The sequence below is a fragment of the Pseudomonas sp. MWU16-30323 genome, assembly GCF_020515595.1.
GTDB lineage: Bacteria > Pseudomonadota > Gammaproteobacteria > Pseudomonadales > Pseudomonadaceae > Aquipseudomonas > Aquipseudomonas yamanorum.
The window spans coordinates 1-22,549 of record NZ_JAIWYM010000022.1; the positions used below are offsets into that span (position 1 = coordinate 1).

General features: G+C 59.6%; 21 protein-coding genes and 1 pseudogene. 8 read left to right on the forward strand and 14 right to left on the reverse strand.

Annotation, left to right across the window (positions count from 1 at the left end; genetic code table 11):
• Positions 1–58: 58 nt before the first annotated feature.
• The 3 genes from sixA to LIY45_RS21925 are packed head-to-tail and all read right to left on the reverse strand — an operon-like array spanning position 59 to position 1,888.
• Positions 59–508, reverse strand: coding sequence for a phosphohistidine phosphatase SixA (gene sixA, locus LIY45_RS21915; protein ID WP_226477585.1), 450 nt, complete (start codon positions 506–508; stop codon positions 59–61).
• Complete coding sequence (locus tag LIY45_RS21920; RefSeq protein WP_226477586.1) at positions 505–852, reverse strand: DUF4389 domain-containing protein; 348 nt, start codon at positions 850–852, stop codon at positions 505–507. The genes sixA and LIY45_RS21920 overlap by 4 nt, the downstream gene beginning before the upstream one ends.
• Before the next feature lie 10 nt (positions 853–862).
• Complete coding sequence (locus LIY45_RS21925) at positions 863–1,888, reverse strand: NAD(P)H-dependent glycerol-3-phosphate dehydrogenase (protein WP_226477587.1); 1,026 nt, start codon at positions 1,886–1,888, stop codon at positions 863–865.
• Between the two features lie 195 nt (positions 1,889–2,083).
• Between LIY45_RS21925 and LIY45_RS21930 the strand changes: the two genes are divergently transcribed.
• The 5 genes from LIY45_RS21930 to fabB all read left to right on the forward strand — a co-directional run bounded on the left by LIY45_RS21930 (position 2,084) and on the right by fabB (position 9,042).
• Positions 2,084–4,216 carry a TonB-dependent receptor gene (locus LIY45_RS21930; RefSeq protein WP_226477588.1) on the forward strand — a complete coding sequence of 711 codons (2,133 nt, stop codon included), beginning with the start codon at positions 2,084–2,086 and terminating at the stop codon, positions 4,214–4,216.
• 20 nt (positions 4,217–4,236) lie between these two features.
• Positions 4,237–5,148, forward strand: a complete 912-nt coding sequence (locus tag LIY45_RS21935) for an ABC transporter substrate binding protein (RefSeq protein WP_226477589.1) — start codon at positions 4,237–4,239, stop codon at positions 5,146–5,148.
• Positions 5,145–7,046 carry an ATP-binding protein gene (locus LIY45_RS21940; protein ID WP_226477590.1) on the forward strand — a complete coding sequence of 634 codons (1,902 nt, stop codon included), beginning with the start codon at positions 5,145–5,147 and terminating at the stop codon, positions 7,044–7,046. The genes LIY45_RS21935 and LIY45_RS21940 overlap by 4 nt, the downstream gene beginning before the upstream one ends.
• A gap of 248 nt (positions 7,047–7,294) precedes the next feature.
• On the forward strand, positions 7,295–7,810 hold the full coding sequence (gene fabA, locus LIY45_RS21945; protein WP_003210552.1) for a 3-hydroxyacyl-[acyl-carrier-protein] dehydratase FabA: 516 nt from the start codon (positions 7,295–7,297) through the stop codon (positions 7,808–7,810).
• A gap of 11 nt (positions 7,811–7,821) precedes the next feature.
• Positions 7,822–9,042 (forward strand): beta-ketoacyl-ACP synthase I, encoded by a 1,221-nt coding sequence (fabB, locus tag LIY45_RS21950; protein WP_017480195.1) that lies wholly within the window; start codon positions 7,822–7,824, stop codon positions 9,040–9,042.
• Between the two features lie 360 nt (positions 9,043–9,402).
• On the opposite strand, the pseudogene LIY45_RS21955 reads toward fabB, so the two are convergent.
• Together LIY45_RS21955 and LIY45_RS21960 are read right to left on the reverse strand one after the other, a co-directional pair.
• Positions 9,403–9,582: pseudogene (locus tag LIY45_RS21955) on the reverse strand (methyl-accepting chemotaxis protein); the annotation flags it as partial.
• A 147-nt stretch (positions 9,583–9,729) separates the two neighbouring features.
• On the reverse strand, positions 9,730–10,734 hold the full coding sequence (locus tag LIY45_RS21960; RefSeq protein WP_226477591.1) for an amidohydrolase family protein: 1,005 nt from the start codon (positions 10,732–10,734) through the stop codon (positions 9,730–9,732).
• A gap of 140 nt (positions 10,735–10,874) precedes the next feature.
• Here LIY45_RS21960 and LIY45_RS21965 point away from each other — a divergent pair, with 140 nt between their 5' ends.
• Complete coding sequence (locus LIY45_RS21965) at positions 10,875–11,291, forward strand: OsmC family protein (RefSeq protein ID WP_226477592.1); 417 nt, start codon at positions 10,875–10,877, stop codon at positions 11,289–11,291.
• 63 nt (positions 11,292–11,354) lie between these two features.
• Positions 11,355–12,227 carry a pirin family protein gene (locus LIY45_RS21970; RefSeq protein ID WP_226477593.1) on the forward strand — a complete coding sequence of 291 codons (873 nt, stop codon included), beginning with the start codon at positions 11,355–11,357 and terminating at the stop codon, positions 12,225–12,227.
• A gap of 135 nt (positions 12,228–12,362) precedes the next feature.
• On the opposite strand, the gene LIY45_RS21975 is transcribed toward LIY45_RS21970, so the two are convergent.
• The 4 genes from LIY45_RS21975 to LIY45_RS21990 all read right to left on the reverse strand — a co-directional run bounded on the left by LIY45_RS21975 (position 12,363) and on the right by LIY45_RS21990 (position 16,077).
• The gene (locus LIY45_RS21975) at positions 12,363–13,091 is read right to left on the reverse strand and encodes a dienelactone hydrolase family protein (RefSeq protein ID WP_226477594.1); all 729 of its coding nucleotides are present in this window, start codon (positions 13,089–13,091) and stop codon (positions 12,363–12,365) included.
• 66 nt (positions 13,092–13,157) lie between these two features.
• On the reverse strand, positions 13,158–15,062 hold the full coding sequence (htpG, locus tag LIY45_RS21980; RefSeq protein WP_026077971.1) for a molecular chaperone HtpG: 1,905 nt from the start codon (positions 15,060–15,062) through the stop codon (positions 13,158–13,160).
• A gap of 89 nt (positions 15,063–15,151) precedes the next feature.
• Positions 15,152–15,604 (reverse strand): PaaI family thioesterase, encoded by a 453-nt coding sequence (locus LIY45_RS21985; protein ID WP_226477595.1) that lies wholly within the window; start codon positions 15,602–15,604, stop codon positions 15,152–15,154.
• Positions 15,601–16,077 carry a PaaI family thioesterase gene (locus tag LIY45_RS21990; protein ID WP_226477596.1) on the reverse strand — a complete coding sequence of 159 codons (477 nt, stop codon included), beginning with the start codon at positions 16,075–16,077 and terminating at the stop codon, positions 15,601–15,603. Before LIY45_RS21990 ends, LIY45_RS21985 begins: the two co-directional genes overlap by 4 nt.
• A gap of 158 nt (positions 16,078–16,235) precedes the next feature.
• Between LIY45_RS21990 and LIY45_RS21995 the strand changes: the two genes are divergently transcribed.
• Entirely contained in the window at positions 16,236–16,478 is a 243-nt protein-coding gene (locus LIY45_RS21995) for a hypothetical protein (protein WP_017477534.1), read from the forward strand.
• Positions 16,479–16,834: 356 nt separating this feature from the next.
• On the opposite strand, the gene LIY45_RS22000 is transcribed toward LIY45_RS21995, so the two are convergent.
• The 5 genes from LIY45_RS22000 to lpdA all read right to left on the reverse strand — a co-directional run bounded on the left by LIY45_RS22000 (position 16,835) and on the right by lpdA (position 22,532).
• On the reverse strand, positions 16,835–17,011 hold the full coding sequence (locus LIY45_RS22000) for a hypothetical protein (RefSeq protein WP_226477597.1): 177 nt from the start codon (positions 17,009–17,011) through the stop codon (positions 16,835–16,837).
• Between the two features lie 91 nt (positions 17,012–17,102).
• Positions 17,103–18,416, reverse strand: a complete 1,314-nt coding sequence (brnQ, locus tag LIY45_RS22005; protein ID WP_063028206.1) for a branched-chain amino acid transport system II carrier protein — start codon at positions 18,414–18,416, stop codon at positions 17,103–17,105.
• Between the two features lie 417 nt (positions 18,417–18,833).
• Complete coding sequence (gene sucD / locus LIY45_RS22010; RefSeq protein ID WP_003210566.1) at positions 18,834–19,715, reverse strand: succinate--CoA ligase subunit alpha; 882 nt, start codon at positions 19,713–19,715, stop codon at positions 18,834–18,836.
• Positions 19,715–20,881 carry an ADP-forming succinate--CoA ligase subunit beta gene (gene sucC / locus LIY45_RS22015; protein WP_003210567.1) on the reverse strand — a complete coding sequence of 389 codons (1,167 nt, stop codon included), beginning with the start codon at positions 20,879–20,881 and terminating at the stop codon, positions 19,715–19,717. Before sucC ends, sucD begins: the two co-directional genes overlap by 1 nt.
• A gap of 214 nt (positions 20,882–21,095) precedes the next feature.
• Positions 21,096–22,532: a dihydrolipoyl dehydrogenase gene (gene lpdA, locus LIY45_RS22020; protein ID WP_017477531.1), complete on the reverse strand. Its 1,437-nt coding sequence runs from the start codon at positions 22,530–22,532 to the stop codon at positions 21,096–21,098.
• Positions 22,533–22,549 lie beyond the last annotated feature (17 nt).

Below are 22,549 nucleotides of genomic sequence, written 5' to 3' on the forward strand. Positions count from 1 at the left end.
GGCCGTCACCGAAGAAACGGATATGTCCCCAAACCCAAACCCAAACCCAAACCCAACCTTAAGGATTCCGAACACTCAAAAGACTCATCAACCCCGCCAACGGAAAATCCCCCTCCAACTCCGCCAGACTCGCCGTACTCATAGCCTGCGGCTGCCGCAAATGCCCATGCTGCAAATAACTGATCAGCCCCCCCACAAACGGCTGATGGCTGACCAACAACACATCATCGTCATTATCGAGATGCTTGAGCACCTCCAGCGGATTACTCTCGGGCGTCAACCAAGGCACCGTGCGGACGTCGGGCTCAAACCCCAACGCCTCACGCACCAACTGCGCCGTCTGCTGCGCCCGCACATACGGACTGGCAATAATCGCCCGCACAGGCTGCCCAATCAGATGCCCCGCACTGCGCAAAACCTCCTCGCGCCCATGGGCCGTCAAATTGCGCTCAGCATCCGTGCGCGCATGCCCCTCGGCCTCACCGTGACGCAACACCCACACCTTCATAGCTTCGGCTCCTCATCACGCACAGGATGCGGCGCCGGCGGCACACTGTGGGCGGCCTCACCTTCCGGCGTACGCGGCGTCGGCCAATCAGCAAACGGCCAAGGCTTCTGATCACTGTGAAAGCTGCCAAACCGCCCAATCTGCGCCAAAAACTGACTCAAACTGTCACCAAAATTCATCAGCCCCAGGTTCGGCGCGCCGTACACCAACCGGTAAACCAGTTGCACTACCACCAGCGCACCCAGCAGGAACTGCGCCACTTGCCACACCAGGGCAAACACCAGCATCCACAGGACACGCAGGCCAATGGACTCGTACTTGGGAGCTGCTTTCGGATCGTTCATGACGCGTTCCTCAGTTGAAACCACTGGTGGAAATAAAGTCGACATCGGTCTTAGGCTCGGCCCGCATCAGCAACTCGATGACCTGGTTCAAGGTGCGCCCTTCAAACAGGATCGCGTGCAAACCCGCGACCAGCGGCATATACACCCCGACCTCCTGGGCCTTGGCCTTAAGCACCTTCAGGGTGTTGACGCCTTCGGCCACTTCGCCCAAACGCGTCACGGCGTCTTCCAGGCTCAGGCCCTGGCCAAGGGCAAAACCGACCTGATAGTTGCGGCTTTTCGGTGACGAGCAGGTGACGATCAGGTCACCCACACCCGCCAGGCCAAGAAAAGTCATCGGGTTGGCGCCCTGATTGACCGCAAACCGGGTCATCTCGGCCAGGGCGCGGGTGATCAGCATGCTCTTGGTGTTTTCGCCCATGCCCAGCGCAACCGCCATGCCGGCGATGATCGCGTAGACGTTCTTCAACGCCCCGCCCAGCTCGACGCCGAAACGGTCGGCACTGGCGTAAACGCGGAAGGTGCGACCGTGAAGCACTTCCTGCACCCGCTCGCAGAGTTCTTCGTCTTCACTGGCGATCACCGTGGCAGTCAGCGCGTGCTCAGCCACTTCCCGCGCCAGGTTCGGCCCGGACAACACGCCAATCCGCGCCTCGGGGGCGATTTCTTCAAGGATTTCGCTCATCAACTTGAAGGTGTGCGCCTCGATGCCCTTGGTCAGGCTGACCAGCAGCTTGCCCGCCAGCCGCTCGGCGTGAGGCGCGAGCACCGAACGCAAGGCACTGGAGGGCAACGCGACGAAGCACAGGTCGCACTCGGTCAACGTCGCCAGCAAATCTGTCACCGGCTCCACGGCCGGCAGAATCTTGATGCCTTTAAGGTAACGGGGGTTTTCCCGGTTGACCCGAATGGCCTCGGCTTGCTCGGGGTCACGCATCCATTGGCGCACCCGGTGACCATTTTCAGCCAGCAGATTAGCCACGGCGGTACCAAAACTTCCGCCTCCCAGGACCGCAATAGGGCGCTGTTCAGTCATATGCAATCCGTTAATCCATAGCAGTGGCGATGGCCGCATTATACGGAGCGACCCGCCTGCGGCCAGCCCCCGCGTCAATTCAAGCACTTGTCGGAAAATGCGACATTTGGGCGAAGTAATTACAGGGCCGACGACTGGCAAAAGGCCCCACCTCAGTTAACATGGGCGGCTATCCGTAATTATCAAGGCCGTGCCGTGTATTTGGGCCCTCCTCCTCGCTCATCCCTGCTGCTGACGCTGTTGTGCATGCCATGGTGCAGTGCACCGTTGCTGGCCGACGATCTGTTCCTCGACAGCCAACCGCTGCCACAGGTACTGACCGCCACCCGGCTCAAGCAATCGGCCGCCGCCGTGCCCGGCAGCATGACGGTGATCGACAGCGAGCTGATCAAGGCCAGTGGTGCGCGGGATATCCCCGAGCTGCTGCGGCTGGTACCCGGGATGATGGTCGGCTACACCACCGGCAACCAGGCCGCCGTGAATTACCACGGTACCCAGGCGGGCGACGCGCGGCGCATGCAGGTGCTGATCGACGGTCGCTCGGTTTACCGCGCGGGCCTGGCGACGGTGGACTGGAGCGATATTCCGGTAGCCCTGGAAGACATCGACCGCATTGAGGTCTTCCGCGGTCCCAATACCGTCAGCTACGGCGCCAACGCGCTGATGGCCGTGGTCAACATCCTTACCCGCTCGCCGGCCAACAGCCATGGCACACGGATGAAACTCACCCAGGGCGGCCGGGGGATCAACGACTGGTACGCCAGCAAGGGCATGGGCTGGGAAACCGGCGACTTGCGCCTGTCACTGTCCGGCCAACAGGACGATGGTTTTGACAGCGACCGCGTGGGCGCCGACCGCCGCGACGGTCGCCGCCTGAGCCGCTTCAGCCTGGCGGTAAGCCAGACCCTGAATGCGCAACAAAGCATCGACTGGCAACTGGACGCCAAGGAAGGCACCAACCAGCGCCCTTACACCTACCAACCGGTGTTCGACGGGATTACCGAAGGCGGTGACAATTCCGACGTCAGCGCCAAGGACTATGCCGGCTCCCTGCGCTGGAACTTCGACTTCAACCCCGACCACAGCCTGTATATCCAGGGCTCGGCCCAGCAGTGGGATCGCCGGCAGATCTGGCGCGCGTGCGACGCCAAGGTCTCGTTCAGCCCGGAACTGACCCAGCTGTGGCAACTCAATCCCAACTATGCCGAGCGACTGGCCCGGCACATGAACAACTTCAACCCCGGCAACCTTCCACCCGGCAGCGCCGCCGAGCAGGCACTGGCCCGCCAGGTGCTCCAGCAATGGAAGGACGGCGGCAAGGACCCGGTCTGCGGCAACATCGACCAAAGCACCAAGGAAAGCCGCTACGACCTCGAGATTCAGGACACCCTCAGCCTGTCCGACAGCCTGCGCCTGGTCAGCGGCATGAACTACCGCTACGACCGCGCCGACTCCGACACCTACTTCAACGGCACCCTGGACGACACCACCTGGCGCCTGTTCGGCCACCTGGAATGGCGCGCCAGCGAACACTGGCTGCTCCAGGGCGGTGCGATGTACGAAGACACCCACCTGAGCGGCAACTCGCTGACGCCCCGGGTGGCCGTCAACTACCTGATCAACCCGCGCCACGGCCTGCGCGCGGTGTACTCCGAAGCGATCCGTTCGCCGGACATGTTCGAGAACAACGTCAACTGGAGCTACCGTGTCACCAACCTCAGTTCACCGGCCTACGGCCAGAATTCCGGCCAATATTTCGTGGTGACCCGCGGCCCGGGCAACCTCAACAAAGAGCTGATGCGCTCCCGGGAACTGGGCTACAACGGCTTTTTTGCGGATATCGGGCTGAACGTGGACGTGAAGCTGTTCTACGACGAAATCAGCGACATGGTCAGCGAGCCGCTGCGTAACAACCAGTACATCGCCAGCAACTCGAACAGCTCGCGTTTCACCGGCACCGAGACCCAATTCGACTGGCACATGAGCACCGCCGACCGGCTGCGGCTGACCTATGCTTACGTGGATGCCAGCGCCACCAACCCTCTGGACAGACAGCAAACCGCTCGCAACAGCGGCTCGGCCGGCTGGATGCGGGAATGGGGCCATGGCTGGTCCAGCGCGGTGTTCTACTACGGCGACGACGCGCTCAACCAGTATCGCTTCGAACGGGTCGACCTGCGCGTGGCCAAGCGCATTGCCCTGGGCAAAGCCAACGTGGAGCTGGCCGGCATGTTGCAACAGCGTCTCGACAATCAGCCCACCACCTGGCCCGACAACAACTATGACCAACGCCACGTGCTCTACTTCAGTGCGGAGCTAGAGTTCTAGTGGACAGCGACTCGTCACGGATGACCCCCTCCTTTACCGCCCGACTCTGGCGGTGCTGTGTGTTGCTTGGGGTTTTACTGTTTGCCGCACCGACATGGGCGGCGGAAATCCTGCTGACCGCCGACGAAGACGGCCCGGGCGTACAAGCATTCGTCCAGGCCCTGAGCGAACAGCGCCCCGAAGACCATGTGAAGTTCACCCCGCTCAAAGACCTTCCCGCCCCTGCGCACCTACCGGCCAGCACCCGCCTGATCCTGCTGGACCTGCCCAGCCTCGACTGGCGCCTGCAGGACACCCAGGGCCCTCCGACCCTGGTGCTGCGCATCAGCCGCCTGCAAGCCCGCCAGCGCCTGGGTGACCGCGTGCCGCCCAAGATCAGCCTGTTGTGGAGCGACCCGCCGCTGGACCGCCAACTGCGCCTGATCAGCGGCATCCTGCCCCAGGCCCGGCGCATCGGCGTGCTCTATGGCGTCGACAGCGAATTCCTGCTGCGCGAGCTGAGCCAGTACGCAGCCCCCATGGGCCTCGAGATCGTGCCCCAGCTTTGGGGCAACACTAATGACAGTCGCCCGCTGCAAAGCCTGTTCAAGAACAGCGACGTCTTGCTGGGGCTGGATGATCCCCAGCTGTACAACCCGAAAACCGCGAAAAACCTGCTGCTCAGCAGCTACGCCAGGCAATTGCCCCTGGTCGGACCCAACGCCGGGTTCGTCAAGGCCGGCAGCCTGGCCAGCACCTACAGCGATCAGGCCGACTGGCTGAACGTACTTGACCGGCTACTGGACCATGCGCCCGCCAACTGGCCGCGCTCGCTGTACCCGGAACGTTTCAAAGTCGTGGGCAACCCGCAGGTTGCGCGCTCACTGGGGATCGAACAGGTGGACGAAACCAACGTCGCCGCCCGCCTGGCCGAAGGAGAAAAACGCCCATGACATTTCGTCGCCGTTGGGACATCAACACCCGAACCCAGCTCATCACCCTGGGTCCGGCACTCCTGCTGACACTGCTGTTGATCAGCTTCTTTACCTTCGTGCGGATCCAGGACTTGCGCCAGGAGCTGGACCACACCGGCCAATTGATCGCCAACCAATTGGCACCGGCCACCGAATACGGGGTTATTTCCGGCAACAACGACGTGCTCGAAAGCCTGTTGCGGGCCACCCTGGCCACGCCCCATGTGCGCTTTCTGGAGATACAGGACAGCACGGAAAACATTCTGGTGTATGTCGAGCAACCATCGGAGAAGCACGACCGTTCGCTGTCGGTGAAAGTGTTTCAGGCGCCGATTCGCCTGCAACATATCCAGCTGGGTAATGACTTCTTCCAGGACAACATCGCCGAGCCCAAGGCGCCCCGTGCGGATTACCTGGGCCGGGTGATTGTGGGTATGTCCAACGATGCGTTCAGCCAGCGCCAGCAGGAAATCCTGTTCAAGGCCGGGATTCTCGCGCTGTTCGCCTTGTTGTTTACCTTCCTGCTGGCCCGGCGCCTGGCGGCCAGCCTGTCGCAACCCATCAGCGCCATGGGCAATGCGGTCAAGGCGATCCAGCAGGGCGATTACCAGACGCCACTGCCTATCGTCGATGACTCGGAACTGGGCGACTTGTCGCGCCACATCAATAACCTGGCCGACGGTTTGAACCAGGCCAGTCGTGAACAGCACCAGGCCATGGCCCAGTTGATCCAGACCCGCGAGGAAGCCGAGCGGGCAAACAATGCCAAGTCGGACTTCCTGGCGATGATGAGCCATGAACTGCGCACGCCGATGAACGGGGTGCTGGGCATGCTGCAGCTGCTGGAAACCACCGACATGACCGAGGAGCAAACCGAATACGCGGCGCTGGCCTCGGAGTCCACCGAACACCTGCTGAAGGTGATCAACGACATCCTCGACTTCTCGCGCATCGAGCGCGCGGCCCTGGAGCTTGAGCACATTCCGTTCGACCTGGTGGAGCTGATCGGCAGTTGCGCCCAGGCTTTCCAGCATGCCGCCCAGCAACGCGGGCTGGCGCTTGAAGTGCCGATCCCGCAGGGCCTGGGCTCGCTGCAAGTAAAGGGCGACCCGACCCGCATCCGGCAGATCCTGGTGAACCTGATCGGCAATGCCCTCAAGTTCACCGAGCACGGCACCGTCACCGTCAAACCCCATTGGCAGACCCTGGACCATGAATTGCTGTGGTTCACCTGCACCGTGCGCGACAGCGGGATTGGCATTTCCGCCGAGCGCCTGGAACTGATGTTCGACGCGTTCCAGCAAGCCGACAGTTCCATTTCAAGACGTTACGGCGGCACCGGCCTGGGCCTGCCTATCGCACGCACCCTGGCCGAACGCATGGGCGGCACCCTTCGCGCCCAGAGCCAGGAAGGCCAGGGCTCGGTATTCACCCTGGAAATCCCCCTGGCGATCTACCAGCAGAGCTTGCCGGTGCTCGTGCCGAACGCCGAAGGCAGTGACAGTGCAGGCGAAGGCCGCAACGTATTGCTGGTGGAAGACAATCCGGTGAACCGCACGGTGGTCGAAGCCATGCTGCGCAGCCTGGGGTTCGAGGTGAGCATCGCCACCGACGGTGCCGAGGCGATTCGCAGTGCCGAGAGCCTGATTTTTACTGCGATCCTGATGGACTGCCGACTGCCGGGCATCGATGGCTACGAGGCTACCCGGCAGATTCGCCAGTTGCCCGGCTGTGCCGACCTGCCGATCATTGCCCTCACGGCCAACGCCTTGCAGGGCGACCGCGAAGCCTGTCTGGCAGCCGGAATGAACGATTACCTGGCAAAGCCGTTCAAACGCACGGATTTACAGCAAATCCTGCAGCGATGGGTGCAGTAACACGGTGCCATCAACCAACTGCGACTGGCGTGAAAGACGAAAGTGCGGCAGTCTTAGGCACCCGAACGGGCCCGTAAACCGGCCCGGTTTATAATTTCAGTGCACAAGTGTACATTCATGACCTTGACGCTGTGACTTTCACTACAACGCAATAGTCTATGTGTAGGCTGCCGATATGAGGCATGAACGCTTCAGTCGGCCGGGAAGATTTGCCCTGCCCTGCCGCATGGGATTATTGAGGAGCTCGCATGACCAAACAAAACGCCTTTACTCGGGAAGACCTGCTGCGCTGCAGTCGCGGTGAGCTGTTCGGCCCAGGTAACGCGCAACTGCCCGCCCCGAACATGCTGATGGTGGATCGCATCACCCATATCAGCGAAGAGGGTGGCAAGTACGGCAAAGGTGAATTGGTCGCCGAGCTGGATATCACCCCTGACCTGTGGTTTTTCGCCTGCCATTTCGAAGGCGATCCGGTGATGCCGGGCTGCCTGGGCCTCGACGCCATGTGGCAGCTGGTGGGTTTCTACCTGGGCTGGCAAGGCCTGCCGGGCCGCGGTCGCGCCCTGGGTTCGGGCGAGGTGAAGTTCTTTGGCCAGGTCTTGCCGACCGCCAAGAAAGTCACCTACAACATTCAAATCAAGCGCGTCCTCAAGGGCAAGCTGAACCTGGCCATTGCCGATGGTTCGGTGACTGTCGACGGTCGCGAGATTTATACTGCCGAAGGCCTTCGGGTCGGCGTATTCACTTCCACTGACAACTTTTAAGGGTTATCCGCATGCGCCGCGTCGTTATCACTGGTCTGGGCATCGTTTCGTGCCTGGGCAATGACAAAGAGACCGTCTCCGCTAACCTGCGTGCAAGTCGCCCTGGCATCCGCTTCAACCCGGAATATGCCGAAATGGGTCTGCGTAGCCAGGTTTCCGGCTCCATCGACCTGCCCCTCGAAGAACTGATCGATCGCAAGATCTATCGCTTCGTCGGCCACGCAGCTGCTTACGCCTACCTGGCCATGAAGGACGCGATCACCGATTCCGGCCTGAGCGAAGACCAGGTGTCCAACGTGCGCACCGGCCTGATCGCCGGTTCCGGTGGCGCGTCGACCTTGAACCAGATGGAAGCGCTGGACATCCTGCGCGAGAAAGGCGTCAAGCGTGTTGGCCCGTACCGCGTCACGCGGACCATGGGCAGCACCGTTTCCGCCTGCCTGGCCACGCCGTTCAAGATCAAAGGCGTGAACTACTCGATCTCCTCCGCTTGCGCCACCAGTGCTCACTGCATCGGTACCGCTGTAGAGCAGATCCAGCTGGGCAAGCAAGACATCGTGTTTGCCGGTGGTGGTGAAGAAGAACATTGGAGCCAGTCGTTCCTGTTCGACGCCATGGGCGCCCTGTCGACCCAGTACAACGAAACCCCGGAAAAAGCTTCCCGCGCCTATGACAAAAACCGTGATGGTTTCGTCATTGCCGGCGGTGGCGGCATGGTGGTGGTCGAGGAGCTGGAACACGCCCTGGCCCGTGGCGCGAAGATCTACGCGGAAATCGTTGGCTACGGCGCGACGTCCGACGGCTACGACATGGTTGCGCCAAGCGGCGAAGGCGCCATCCGCTGCATGCAGATGGCCATGTCCACCGTTGATACCCCGATCGACTACCTGAACACCCACGGTACTTCGACTCCGGTCGGCGACTCCAAGGAAATGGAAGGCGTGCGTGCGGTATTCGGCGACAAGGCACCGGCGATCAGCTCTACCAAGAGCCTGTCGGGTCACTCCCTGGGCGCCGCCGGCGTTCACGAAGCGATCTACTGCCTGCTGATGATGGAAGGCAACTTCATGGCAGGTTCTGCCAACATCGAGGAACTGGACCCGGACGTGGCTGACATGCCTATCCTGACCAAGACCCGTGAAGATGCGACCATCAACACTGTGATGAGCAACAGCTTTGGCTTTGGTGGCACTAACGCTACCTTGGTGCTGAAGCGCTGGCAGGGTAAGTAAAAGCCCCTGCGGCTTGATCGTCTGAAAACGCCCCGACTGGTTCGGGGCGTTTTTTTTTGCGTCGGTTGTGGGGTGTATATCCATTATTTGGGGGATGGCGGATAGGGGTTCCGCTTTTACAGCGGGTCACTTTTGGAAAAGAGCCCGGAATGCCGGCCCAGCCAAAAGTAACCAAATGGGCTCTTGCCCCACCACTCGGCACCTCGCCTAGGCTCGGTGTGCCTAAGATCAAGATCAACAGCAAGAGCACAGCGGCCTCCGCTTCAGATTTGGCTTTCGCTCTGGATCTTGCCTTTGCGTTTAACACTCCTTGTTCAGCGTCACCAGTTCACGCAGGGTGCCGGCCAACTCATCGGCCAACTGGTTCATCTCGCCGACCGCCATCACCCTGGGCAGCCAGTTGTTTTCCACCTGGTCCGATTGCTGGCGCATATTGCCCATCTGCAACAAGGCGAACCCGCCCAGGGCAAACACCATCAGCGCCAGCAAACCAAACCCCAGGCCGGCGCGAGGGGCGATATTCAGACTTCTGATATTCATGCTCGGATCCTTCCAAATGCGCTGCATCCACCTGCAGCGGGCTCTTGAAAGGTATCGTCGAGTAGAGACTTTTGCGTAAGACGAAAGCGCGATATCAAAACGCCTTATGATCGCCCCGCCTCGGCTATAGCGATTCAGCTAAACCCATCACCTGGCCTTGGGCAGAATCGCCAGGAAATTGTCCCGTGCGACCTTTCTGGCCACGTCTTCAGGCAGCGCATCAAGGAACGGGTCAAAGCTGCGCATTTCCTTACCCAGCTTGTTGAACCGTCCTACCACGTCTGAGCCGAGCATGAAGCGGTCCGGGAAGCGCTCTACCAGCTTTATCCACTCAGGGCGTGGCTTTCCCGCCTCATCCAGCAAGTAAGGCGTGAGCACGCTCCAGGACAGGTCGACGTACAGGTTCGGATAAGCCTCCAGCATCCGCGCCAGGGTCGGCAGCAGGAAATCCATCTGCGTCTGGTGCCGGTGGATTTCCATGCTGCTGCCCGCGTGGGCCCAGATAAACCGGGTGTGCGGATGATTGCGCAGCGGCTCTTCCATTTCCGCCAGGTACAACGGATTTTTCTCACGCTTGGAGGTGATGTTGGAATGCACCATCACCGGCAGATCGTTCTCCGCCGCCAGGTGATAGATGCGCGTCATCGCCTCGTTATTGGCCCTCGGGGTGTCGCCGGAGGTCAGCGCAGTCAGGTCGTCGTGACGGGTGAAGACTTCACCGATGCCTTGCCACAGCCCTGGATTGAGGTCGAGCATGCGCTGGATGTGGGACGCGGCGTTTTTATCGTTGGGGTTGAAACCGCTGAGGAACGGGTGAAAGTGCCGGCGTTGCTCCGGGGCCAGCTTATTCACCGCATCGGCGACAAAGACGTCAGTGGCGCTGTACCAATACGCGTCGGCATCGTCGCCGGCGTAATAACGCGGACGCTTGGGTTCGTCTTCATGCCATTTCTTGGCCACGGGAATGCCGGAAATCATCACATGCTCGATGCGATTATCGGCCATGGCCTTGAGCAACTTGCCCATGCCCGCCGACTCCTGGAAGAAGTCGACGTAGTGCAGGTGTGCATCGCTGTAGGCATAGTCGCGGGCCTGCACCGCAAGGCTCGCGGCGGCCAGTAACAGGGCAATACTCAGGCGGGTCCGGCGCACAGGGGTCTCTCAAACAAGGGCTAATGAAGGTAGACCTCAGGCCTCATCCGCGGGTTCAGCGGTAAACAATGGGGAACACCAAGGTGCCAGCATGCTCTATAACTGCATGACCTTCTCCCTGCCACCCTGTGAGGTTTGCCATGCCTGTTACCGTGAACACGCTGAACGCCGAAAACTTTCGCCACAGCGTCAACATCAATAACCATGAGCTGTTTACCGACCTGCCCAAGAGCCTGGGCGGCGACGATTCGGCGCCCTCTCCCCACGATTACTTCGATGCCGCGCTGGCGTCGTGCAAAGCCCTGACGGTCAAGCTCTATGCGCAGAAAAAAGACATTCCGCTGACCGGCGTCACCGTGGAAGTCACCCACGACAGCACCGAAGAGCAAAAGGGCAAATACAAGCTCAGCGTCAAACTCACCCTCAAGGGCGTACTCACCGACGAGCAGCGTGATGAACTGCATCGCGTGGCGGATCGCTGCCCGGTGCACAAGCTGATGACCACCGCCGAAGTCACCATCGAGACCCAGCTCTCGGAAGGCGCCTTCAGCCAGTAGCGGCAACCTCCCGTCGAGCGGGTTATGCTCATGCCATCTAACCCGCTCAGACTGGGATGCACCATGACCACAACGACCGTGATCCGCCCGCGCGCCGAAGATGTGGAAGGCCAACCGATCCTGCGCCCGCTGCCCTCCCGGCAATGCCGCAGCGTCGGGCCTTTCGTGTTTTTCGACCATATGCTGCAAACCCGTTATGCCCCGGGCACCGGCATGAATATTCGCCAACACCCGCATATCGGCCTCTCCACCCTGACCTACCTGTTTGAAGGCGAACTCCTGCACAAGGACAGCCTCGGCTCCGACCAGTTGGTCAAGGCCGGGGACGTCAGCTGGATGACCGCCGGCAGCGCCATTGCCCACGTTGAACGTAGCCCTGAGGCGTTGAAGGCCAGTGGTTTCAGCCTGCACGGGTTGCAAGTGTGGCTGGCCTCGCCCCGGGAACATGAGCAAGGACCGGGGCATTACAGCCATCACCCCGCCGCCAGCTTGCCGGTGAGTGACAACCTTGACGTGCAAATTCGCCTGATTGCCGGCAGCGGCTTTTGCCTCGAGTCCCCCGTGCCGGTGTTGTCGCCCACCTTGTATGCCGAGGTGCGGATGCAGACGGCTACGACGCTGCTGATCCCGGATGAGCATGCAGAACGGGCGGTGTATGTGCTCGAGGGTGAGGCGCAGTTGGATGGCGAGGTGCTGGAGGTGCATAGCCTGGTGGTGTTGCCGGCAGGCGAAAGCATGGCGCTGTTTGCCGAGACCGATTGCCATCTGGTGGTGTTCGGCGGCGCGGCGCTGGATGGGCCACGGCGGATTAACTGGAATTTTGTGGCGAGTGATCCTGCGTTGATCGAGCAGGCTCGGCAGCGTTGGGCGGCTGGGGATTGGCCGACAGTGCCGGGGGAAAGTGAGCGGATTGAGTTGCCTGGAGGCAAGGCTTAAACGCTTTATTGCCGGTGAAACAGCCTTCGCGAGCAAGCCCGCTCCCACATTTTGACCGTGTACACCCTGAAGGAACGCGGTCGAAAGGTGGGAGCGGGCTTGCTCGCGAAGGGGCCAGCTCAGGCAACCGAACTATCAGCCCTTGAACACTTCATCCAGCAAGTTATGCATCGACTGGAAGGCCCGTGCAGCGGTCTTCGCGTCATACATCATCTTGCCCGGCACGTTCGCGTGCGGATCGGTAAACGAGTGCACCGCACCGCCGTAGCTCAGCAATTGCCAATCCACACCGGCTGCGTTCATTTCATCTTCAAACGCAGGCAGTTGTTCTTTCGGCACCAACGGGTCGGAAGCACCGTGCAACACCAGCACGGAACCCTTGATGTTTTTCGCATCGGCCGGGTTCGGTGTGTCGAGGCTGCCATGGAACGAAACCGCTGCTTTCAACGGCGCGCCGGTACGCGCCAGTTCCAGGGAGCAGCAGCCACCGAAGCAGAAACCGAAGGTTGCCAGCTTCGAGGTATCCACCGCGGCTTCGGTCTGGGTTTTCAGGTGATCAAGTGCAACCTGCATGCGCTTGTTCAGCAGCACCCGGTCATTCTTCAACGGCATCATCGCCGCACCCGCCTCATCGCCATTCGAGGGGCGAACCGTTTGCCCGTACAGGTCGGCGAGCAGCACCACGTAGCCCTTGCTGGCCACGCTCCTGGCGATCTCTTCAGCACCGGCACTGACACCCATCCAGTTCGGCGCCATCAACAACCCTGGCAGCGGGCCCTTATGACTGGCATCAAACGCCAGGCGGCTTTCATAAGGCTGGCCATCAATCTGATAGACCACGGAACGCACGGTGATTTGGCTCATCATTTACTCCAGGTGAAAGGCTCTAGAACGAAAAAACCCGCCGAAGCGGGTTTTTCTACAACGCTGTTAAACCGACAGTTCAACCAACAGCTTGTTCAGTCGGCGCACATAAGCGGCCGGGTCTTTCAGGCTGTCGCCGGCAGCCAGGGCTGCCTGGTCGAAGAGGATGTGCGACAGGTCGCCAAACCGCTCTTCGCTCTGCTCGCCGTCGAGTTTCTCGATCAGCGGATGAGCCGGGTTGAATTCGAAGATCGGCTTGGAATCCGGAACCTTCTGGCCGCTGGCTTCCAGGATCTGACGCATCTGCATGCCCAGGTCCTGCTCGCCGATGGCCAGGATCGCCGGGGAATCAGTCAGACGGTGGGAAACCCGCACTTCGCTGACGGCATCGCCCAAGGCGGTCTTGATTCGCTCAACCAGGCCCTCTTTGGACTTGGCCACTTCTTCAGCGGCTTTCTTGTCTTCTTCGGAATCCAGGTTGCCCAGGTCCAGGTCGCCGCGGGCGACGTCAACAAAGCTCTTGCCGTCGAAGTCGCTGAGGTAGCTCATCAGCCACTCGTCGATCCGGTCGGTCAGCAGCAGCACTTCGATGCCTTTCTTGCGGAAGACTTCCAGGTGCGGGCTGTTCTTGACCTGAGCGTAGGTTTCGCCGGTCAGGTAGTAGATCTTGTCCTGACCTTCCTTGGCGCGAGCCAGGTAGTCGGCCAGGGAAACGGTCTGCTCACCGTCGTCACCGTGGGTCGATGCGAAACGCAGCAGGCCGGCGATTTTTTCCTTGTTGGCGAAATCTTCTGCCGGGCCTTCTTTCATGACCTGGCCGAAGTTTTTCCAGAAGCCCTTGTATTGCTCAGGCTCGTTCTTCGCCAGTTTTTCCAGCATATCGAGGACACGCTTGGTCAGCGCCGACTTCATCGAGTCGATGATCGGGTCTTTCTGCAGGATTTCCCGCGACACGTTCAGCGACAGGTCGTTGGAGTCGACCACGCCTTTGATAAAGCGCAGGTACAACGGCAGGAAGGATTCCGCCTGGTCCATCACGAACACGCGCTGCACGTACAGCTTCAGGCCTTTCGGCGCTTCACGCTGGTACAGGTCGAACGGAGCACGGGCCGGTACGTAGAGCAGCGAGCTGTATTCCAGCTTGCCTTCGACCTTGTTGTGGCTCCAGCTCAGCGGGTTCTCGTAGTCATGGGCGATGTGCTTGTAGAACTCCTGGTATTCCTCGTCTTTGACTTCGGTACGAGGACGGGTCCACAGGGCGCTGGCACGGTTGACCACTTCCCATTCCTGGGCTGGCGCCTCTTCGCCTTCGGCCGCCGCTTGTTCTTTCGGCAACTCGATCGGCAACGCAATGTGGTCGGAGTACTTCTTGATGATATTGCGCAGGCGCCAGCCATCGGCGAACTCGTCTTCACCGGACTTCAGGTGCAGCACGATGCGGGTACCACGGTCTGCCTTGTCGACGGTGGCGATTTCAAATTCGCCCTCGCCTTTGGACGACCAGTGCACGCCTTCGCTGGCAGCAAGGCCGGCGCGGCGGCTAAATACTTCAACCTTGTCGGCAACGATGAAGGCCGAGTAGAAACCCACGCCGAACTGGCCGATCAGGTGCGAATCTTTCTTCTGGTCGCCCGACAGGTTTTTCATGAAATCAGCGGTGCCGGATTTGGCGATGGTCCCCAGGTGGGTGATCGCATCGTCACGGCTCATGCCGATACCGTTGTCTTCGAGGGTGACGGTTTTCGCGTCTTTGTCGAAGCTCACACGGATTTTCAGTTCCGCGCCGCCTTCCAGCAACTCAGGCTTGGACAGGGCTTCGAAACGTAATTTGTCGACAGCGTCAGAGGCGTTCGAGATCAATTCGCGAAGGAAAATTTCCTTGTTGGAATACAGCGAATGGATCATGAGGTGCAGCAGTTGCTTCACCTCGGTCTGGAAGCCCAGGGTTTCCTTTTGAGTTTCCACACTCATGGTCATCAAACTCCAATTGGATGGCAGTGGCCGCGCCCTTGAGGGTTGGCGGCGGGTTGTCATCAAAGTTGGGGGCTAAGACCAGGATTTCAAGGGCGGCCCGGTTCCTCAATCTTGAAATGTGCACGGGCGGTGGCAATCGGCTCGGCCTGGGTACTTTGCCACGCGGTAATCGCCACATTGGCTACCCGTCGGCCCTGGCGCCACACCTGGCATTTGGCGTAAGTGTCGCGAAACTGGCCGGCGCGCAGGTAATCCAGGGAAAAGTCGATGATTTTGGGGACGCCTGGTGCACCGGTAAATACCAGCAAATGCAAGGCTGCGGACAGCTCCATAAAGCCTGCAATCACCCCACCGTGGATCGCCGGTAATATCGGGTTACCAATGTTGTCCTTGTTGGCCGGCATGCGGAACAGCAATTCGTCCCCCAGCCGCGTGCACTCGATGCCAATCAGCTTGGCGTAGGGAATCAGGTTGAGCAGCGCCTCGTAGTTGCCGCGCTCGTGGGCTTGCTGCAGACGGGTCTTGAACTGATGCTTCATGGCTGCTCTCCCTTGATCGTATTGCCCAGGCCCTGGCTGCCCTTGAGGCGCTTGCCCATGCGCATGAAGGTGCCCACCACATGGGCAATCGGTTGCTGCGGGTCGTCCTGATAGGCGAAGCCGCGGGTGAAGATCACGTCGGTGGTCACCCGGTAGCACTGGGCAAAACCGAATACCGGCTTGTGGGGCTCGGCCGGGTGCATGTAGTCGACACGCAGGTCCAGGGTCGGGCAGACCTCGAACTCCGGCAACACACACAAGGTGGCCATGCCGCAGGCGGTGTCCATCAAGGAGGTGAGCGCGCCGCCGTGGATCACGCCGGTCTGCGGATCACCGACGATATGCGGTCCATAGGGCAGCACCAGCGTCATGCCGTCTTCACTGGCGGCATGGACCTGGATCCCCAGCACCTGGCAGTGGCGCAAGGCTGAAACAAAGCGCGTGGCACGGGATAAAAGAGGATTTTCGGTCATTCAGTCTGGACTCTTATTAGTGTTGACCCGCGGTGTAGACAGTGCGGGTGAAAGTTCCTTGGCGGCTGTGGTTTATATATCTGTGTAATAAAAGGAACTAATGCTGAACCCCTACGCTCGAAAGGCCAGAAGATATCTTCAATAAGGAGAAACACCCAATGCGCAAGACTTTAGCTATTTCCATGATGCTGGCCGCTGCCCTCGGTCTCGCTGCCTGCGACAAGAAATCCGAAGACAAAGCCCAAGATGCCGCAGCACATTCTGAGCAAGCTCAGAAAGACATGGCGAAGGCTCAGGATAAAGTGAATGACGCTGCGAAAGAAAACGCCGATGCTGCCAAAGCTCAGGCCGAATCGAACGAAGCCGCTGCAAAAGAAGCAGCACCTGCAACCGGTTCTTGAGTCTGACGACTTGAACACCGTGGCTTGAAAAGCCAATGCTGCAAAGAAAGCCCGCCAAGTGCGGGCTTTACTTTGCCTGCTGTTTTTAATTGATCCGAATTCCATTCACGTCAAAACGTACGGTCTAACGCCCGGCGCAGAACGCATCCTGACATCTACACAAACGCTGTCCCAGGCACTGTTCGACAAGATCATGGAAGTGAACCTGAACCCGCTCAGCGGTTCGCCTGACAAAGAAACTGAGACCGCCTTTTACATTGATGGTGCATTTGCATCAGGCAGTCGCCCCGGGGTGTACCCCATCAGGATTGATGACAATACCGCCAATGGGGCCCTGCTAACCGACTGCTTCCTTATCACCAGCAAAGACGGATCGTCAGCTGAAGCGCCAGGCCGATGAGGTCAAGGAAACGCTGCAGTTCGCCTTCACCGCCGAGTCCGGCAAATATGGCACCGGGAATTTGCTGGATCCCGCAATCGCCACGGGCATCAATGACGCCGCCGACCTGTCGCTGCAATTTGATGGCAGCCATGCGATGCTCGCACGCAACGAAAAGCTAATGGAAAAATGCCCCGAATCGGTTGATACGGGGCATTTTCGATTACAGCACGTGAACCAGGGTTTTAAGCAATCGCTTCGCTACGTTTGCCCAGCACGCGGTCAACCACCACAGCGACGACCAGGGTCATCACCGAAGGCACCAGCCACGCCAGGCCCTGCTCGCTCAGCGGCAGGTGAGCCAGTTGCGACGGCATCCAGTCGGCCAGGCCAGCGCCCTTCAGTGCGTCAATGCAGCCGAAGATGAACGACACCAGCATCACCGGGCCGACGATCCGGCCCTGCTCCTGCCAAAAGTCCTTACAGAAGCTCAGGGCCACCAGCACGATGCATGGCGGGTAGATCGCGGTCAGTACCGGAATCGAGAACGCAATCAGCTTGGTCAGGCCCAGGTTGGACACAAACAGCGAGAACACCGCGAGGATCACCACCAGGGTCTTGTAGGACAGCGGCAGCACACGGCTGAAGTACTCGGCGCAGGCGCAGGTCAGGCCTACAGCGGTCACCAGGCACGCCAGGGAAATCAGCACGGCGAGGAAGCCGCTGCCCAGGGAGCCGAAGGTGTGCTGGACGTACGCGTGCAGCACGGCGGCGCCATTGGCGGCACCGGCGGCCACTTCATGGCTGCCCGAACCCAGGCGGAACAGGCTGATGTACACCAGCGCCAGGCCCACGCCGGCAATCAGCCCGGCAATGATCGCGTAGCGGGTAATCAGCTTCGGCGACTCGACGCCACGGGAGCGAATCGCGTTGACGATCACGATGCCGAACACCAGGGCGCCAAGGGTATCCATGGTCAGGTAACCATTGATAAAGCCCTGGGAGAACGGTGCAGCGACGTATTCAGGGGTAGCGACACCCACGTCACCGGCCGGCAAGGCAAAGGCAGCGATGCCCAATACGGCCAGGGCGATGATCTTCAACGGCGCCAGGAAGCGACCGACGGTATCCAGCAGACGGCCTGGGTACAGGGAGATGAAGAACACCAACAGGAAGTACACCGAGCTGTAGAGGAACAGCGCCAGCGGGCTTTCACCTGTCAGCGGCGCCAGGCCCACTTCAAACGACACGGTCGCGGTTCGCGGGGTAGCGAACAGCGGGCCGACTGCCAGGTAGGCAGCCGCTGCCAGCAAGCCACCGGCGATCTTGCCGATCGGACTGCTCAACGCGTCCATGCCACCACCGACCTTGGCCAGGGCGACCACGGTGATCACCGGCAAACCGACCGCGGTGATCAGGAAGCCCAGCGCCGCCATCCAGACATGAGGCCCGGACTGCAAACCGACGATAGGCGGGAAGATGATGTTGCCGGCGCCCACGAACAGGGCAAAAGTCATAAAGCCCAACGCCAGGATGTCCTGGCTTTTCAACACTTTCATTTGAGGAAATACCACACTACTGAATCGGAATTTAGAGAGGGCTTCCCTATGGATGAGGGAAATACTGCCGGTCCTGATGGGGACCGACCGGTCTGGCGCGGGGCTTCCTTTTGGGATGCGTACGCATAAAGAGGCGGCTAGCCTAACGAATTTGCGGGTCAAACGCACTGTTGCGGGGCGAACTGTCCGATAAGCGACATTTTTATGTCGCGTTTTTATATTTAAATTTTGAAATGCGATGGAATGTGGGAGCGGGCTTGTTCGCGAAGGCGGTCTTTCAGTTGTGAATCTGTTGACTGATACACCGCCTTCGCGAGCAAGCCCGCTCCCACATGTTGATCTCCACCAACCTGCAGAATGCACAAAGGCCACCCGAAGGTGGCCTTTGTGGGGTGAAGCGTCAGTTAAGCGCGAGGCTTACTTGACAGCCCAACCTGTCAGCTCGGACAAAGCCTTGCCGATGTCTGCCAGCGAACGCACGGTTTTAACGCCTGCGTCTTCCAGGGCAGCAAACTTCTCGTCTGCAGTACCCTTGCCGCCAGAGATGATTGCGCCAGCATGGCCCATGCGCTTGCCAGCAGGGGCAGTCACACCAGCGATGTAGGAAACAACCGGCTTGGTCACGTGTGCCTTGATGTAGGCAGCCGCTTCTTCTTCAGCCGAACCGCCGATCTCACCGATCATTACGATCGCTTCGGTCTTCGGGTCTTCCTGGAACAGCTTCAGGATGTCGATGAAGTTCGAACCCGGGATCGGGTCACCGCCGATGCCGACGCAAGTCGACTGACCGAAACCGGCGTCAGTAGTCTGCTTGACCGCTTCGTAGGTCAGGGTGCCGGAACGCGAAACGATACCGACTTTACCTGGCAAGTGAATGTGACCTGGCATGATGCCGATCTTGCATTCGCCTGGAGTGATCACGCCTGGGCAGTTAGGGCCGATCAGGACTACGCCCAGCTCGTCGCACTTAACTTTAGCGTCCAGCATGTCCAGGGTAGGAATGCCTTCGGTGATGCAAACGATCAGCTTGATGCCGCCGAAGGCTGCTTCCAGGATGGAGTCCTTGCAGAAAGGAGCTGGAACGTAGATCACGCTGGCGGTGGCGCCAGTGGCAGCTACAGCATCTTTCACGGTGTTGAACACTGGCAGACCCAGGTGCTCGGTGCCGCCTTTACCAGGCGTAACGCCACCGACCATCTTGGTGCCGTATTCGATGGCTTGCTGGGTGTGGAAACTACCTTGGGAACCGGTAATACCCTGGCAGATAACCTTGGTGTCTTTATTGATCAGGACGCTCATTATTTGCCCTCCGCAGCTTTGACAACTTGTTGAGCAGCGTCGGTCAGGCTGGTAGCAGCGATGATGTTCAAACCGCTTTCTGCCAGTACTTTAGCGCCCAGTTCAGCGTTGTTACCTTCAAGGCGCACAACAACCGGGATTTTAACGCCGACTTCTTTCACTGCGCCGATGATGCCTTCGGCAATCATGTCGCAACGAACGATGCCGCCGAAGATGTTGACCAGTACTGCAGCGACGTTGGAGTCGGACAGGATGATCTTGAACGCTTCGGTAACGCGTTCTTTGGTGGCACCGCCGCCTACGTCGAGGAAGTTGGCTGGTTTGCCGCCATGCAGGTTGACGATGTCCATGGTACCCATGGCCAGGCCGGCACCGTTGACCATGCAACCGATGTTGCCTTCCAGGGCTACGTAGTTCAGTTCGAACTTGGCAGCGTGCGCTTCGCGCGGATCGTCTTGCGACGGATCGTGGAAAGTCTTCAGCTTAGGCTGACGGTACATGGCGTTGGCGTCGATGTTGATCTTGGCGTCGAGGCAATGCAGATCGCCGTCAGCCTTGATCACCAGCGGGTTCACTTCCAGCAGGGCCAGATCGTGATCCTGGAACAGTTTGGCCAGACCTACGAAGATCTTGGCGAACTGGGCAACTTGCTTGCCTTCCAGACCCAACTGGAATGCCAGCTCGCGACCCTGGAATGGCTGAGCGCCAACCAGTGGATCGATAGTGGCTTTCAGAATTTTTTCTGGGGTTTCTTCGGCGATCTTCTCAATGTCCACGCCACCTTCGGTGGAGGCCATGAACACGATGCGACGGCTCGAACGGTCAACGACAGCGCCCAGGTACAGCTCTTTAGCGATATCAGTGCACGATTCAACCAGGATCTTGGTGACTGGCTGGCCATTGGCATCAGTCTGGTAAGTCACCAGACGCTTGCCCAGCCACTGCTGAGCGAAGGCCTTGGCGTCTTCTTTGCTGCGAACCAGCTTAACGCCGCCCGCTTTACCGCGACCACCAGCGTGAACCTGGGCTTTGACAACCCACTCGGTGCCGCCGATTTTGTCGCAAGCTTCTGCTGCTGCTTCCGGGGTGTCTACTGCGTAACCCTTGGATACTGGCAGGCCGTATTCAGCGAACAGCTGCTTACCCTGATACTCGTGAAGATTCATGCTTATTACCGTCTTCGTTAGGTACTGCGCATTCGGCGCTGCGCTCTTTATTGAGTGCCGCGCCACCTGTGACTGCTGCTTGCACAGTCAAACCACCAAAGGCCTGGACCCTGGGTGGTGAAACTGCGCAAGACTGCGTCCGGCGGATATTCCGCGGTGAGTCTTGCGCACAAGGCTCACGACGGGCAACCGCCGTGGTTTCTTATTATCTCGCTTAGCGCTTCTTCTTGTTGGCGATGTGGATGGCATGGCCATTCACTGCCAACGCGGCTTCGTGCAGCGCTTCAGACAGGGTCGGATGGGAGAAAACCATCATGCCGATGTCTTCGGCGCTGGTGCCGAATTCCATACCGATTGCGCCTTGCTGAACCAGTTCTGCTGCGCCTGGGCCAATCACGTGGACGCCCAATACGCGGTCAGTCTTGGCATCAGCGATGACTTTGACAAAACCACCGGTGTCGTTGGCTGCCATGGCACGGCCAGAAGCGGCAAACGGGAAGGTGCCGACGTTAACTTCAACGCCTTCAGCTTTCAACTGCTGTTCGTTCTTGCCGACCCATGCAATTTCCGGGTGGGTGTAGATAACAGACGGGATCAGGTCGTAGTTCATCTGGGTCTTGTGACCCTTGATGCGCTCGACAACCATGATGCCTTCTTCGGAAGCCTTGTGCGCCAGCATCATGCCGCGAACCACGTCACCAATGGCGTAGACGCCTGGCACGGTGGTAGCGCAGTGATCGTCAACGTGGATGAAGCCACGCTCGTCGATGTTCACGCCGCTGTCGGAAGCCAGCAGATCAGTGGTCACTGGACGGCGACCAACGGCTACGATCAGCTTGTCGAAAGTGATGGTCTTTTCGCCATCCTTGTCGGTGTAGGTCACGACGACTTCTTCGCCGTTAACCTTGGAACCGGTAACGCGAGCGCCCAGCTTGATGTCCAGACCTTGTTTGGTCAGGGTTTTCAACGCTTCTTTGGACACTGCGGTGTCGGCAGCCAGCAGGAACGTGTCCAGGGCTTCCAGCACGGTCACTTCGGAACCCAGGCGGGACCAGACCGAACCCAGTTCCAGGCCGATCACGCCAGCGCCGATCACGCCCAGACGCTTTGGAACCGATTGGAATTCCAGGGCGCCGGTCGAATCAACGATCACCTTCTGGTCAACAGGAGCCGGTGGAATGTCGATTGGACGCGAACCTGGAGCCAGGATCACGTTCTCGGCTTCGATGACTTCTACCGAACCGTCAGGCTTGGTGATTTCAACTTTCTTGCCAGCCAGCAGTTTGCCGTGTCCTTGCAGGGAAGTCACGCCGTTGGCCTTGAACAGGGTGGCAACGCCGGAAGTCAGGCCTTTAACGATGTTGGCCTTGCGGCCGACCATTGCTGGCACGTCCATGGTCACGCCAGCGTGGTTGATGCCGTGGATGGCAAAACCGTCTTGGGCTTCGTGGAATTTCCAGGAGCTGTCCAGCAGCGCCTTGGAAGGAATGCAACCAACGTTCAGGCAAGTACCGCCCAGCGCCAGTTTGCCTTCCTTGTCGGTGTATTTTTCGATGCAAGCAGTCGAGAGGCCCAGTTGTGCGGCCTTGATGGCGGCAACGTAGCCGCCAGGGCCTGCGCCAATCACTACAACGTCAAATTTCTGCGACATGAAAAAAAATCCTCTTT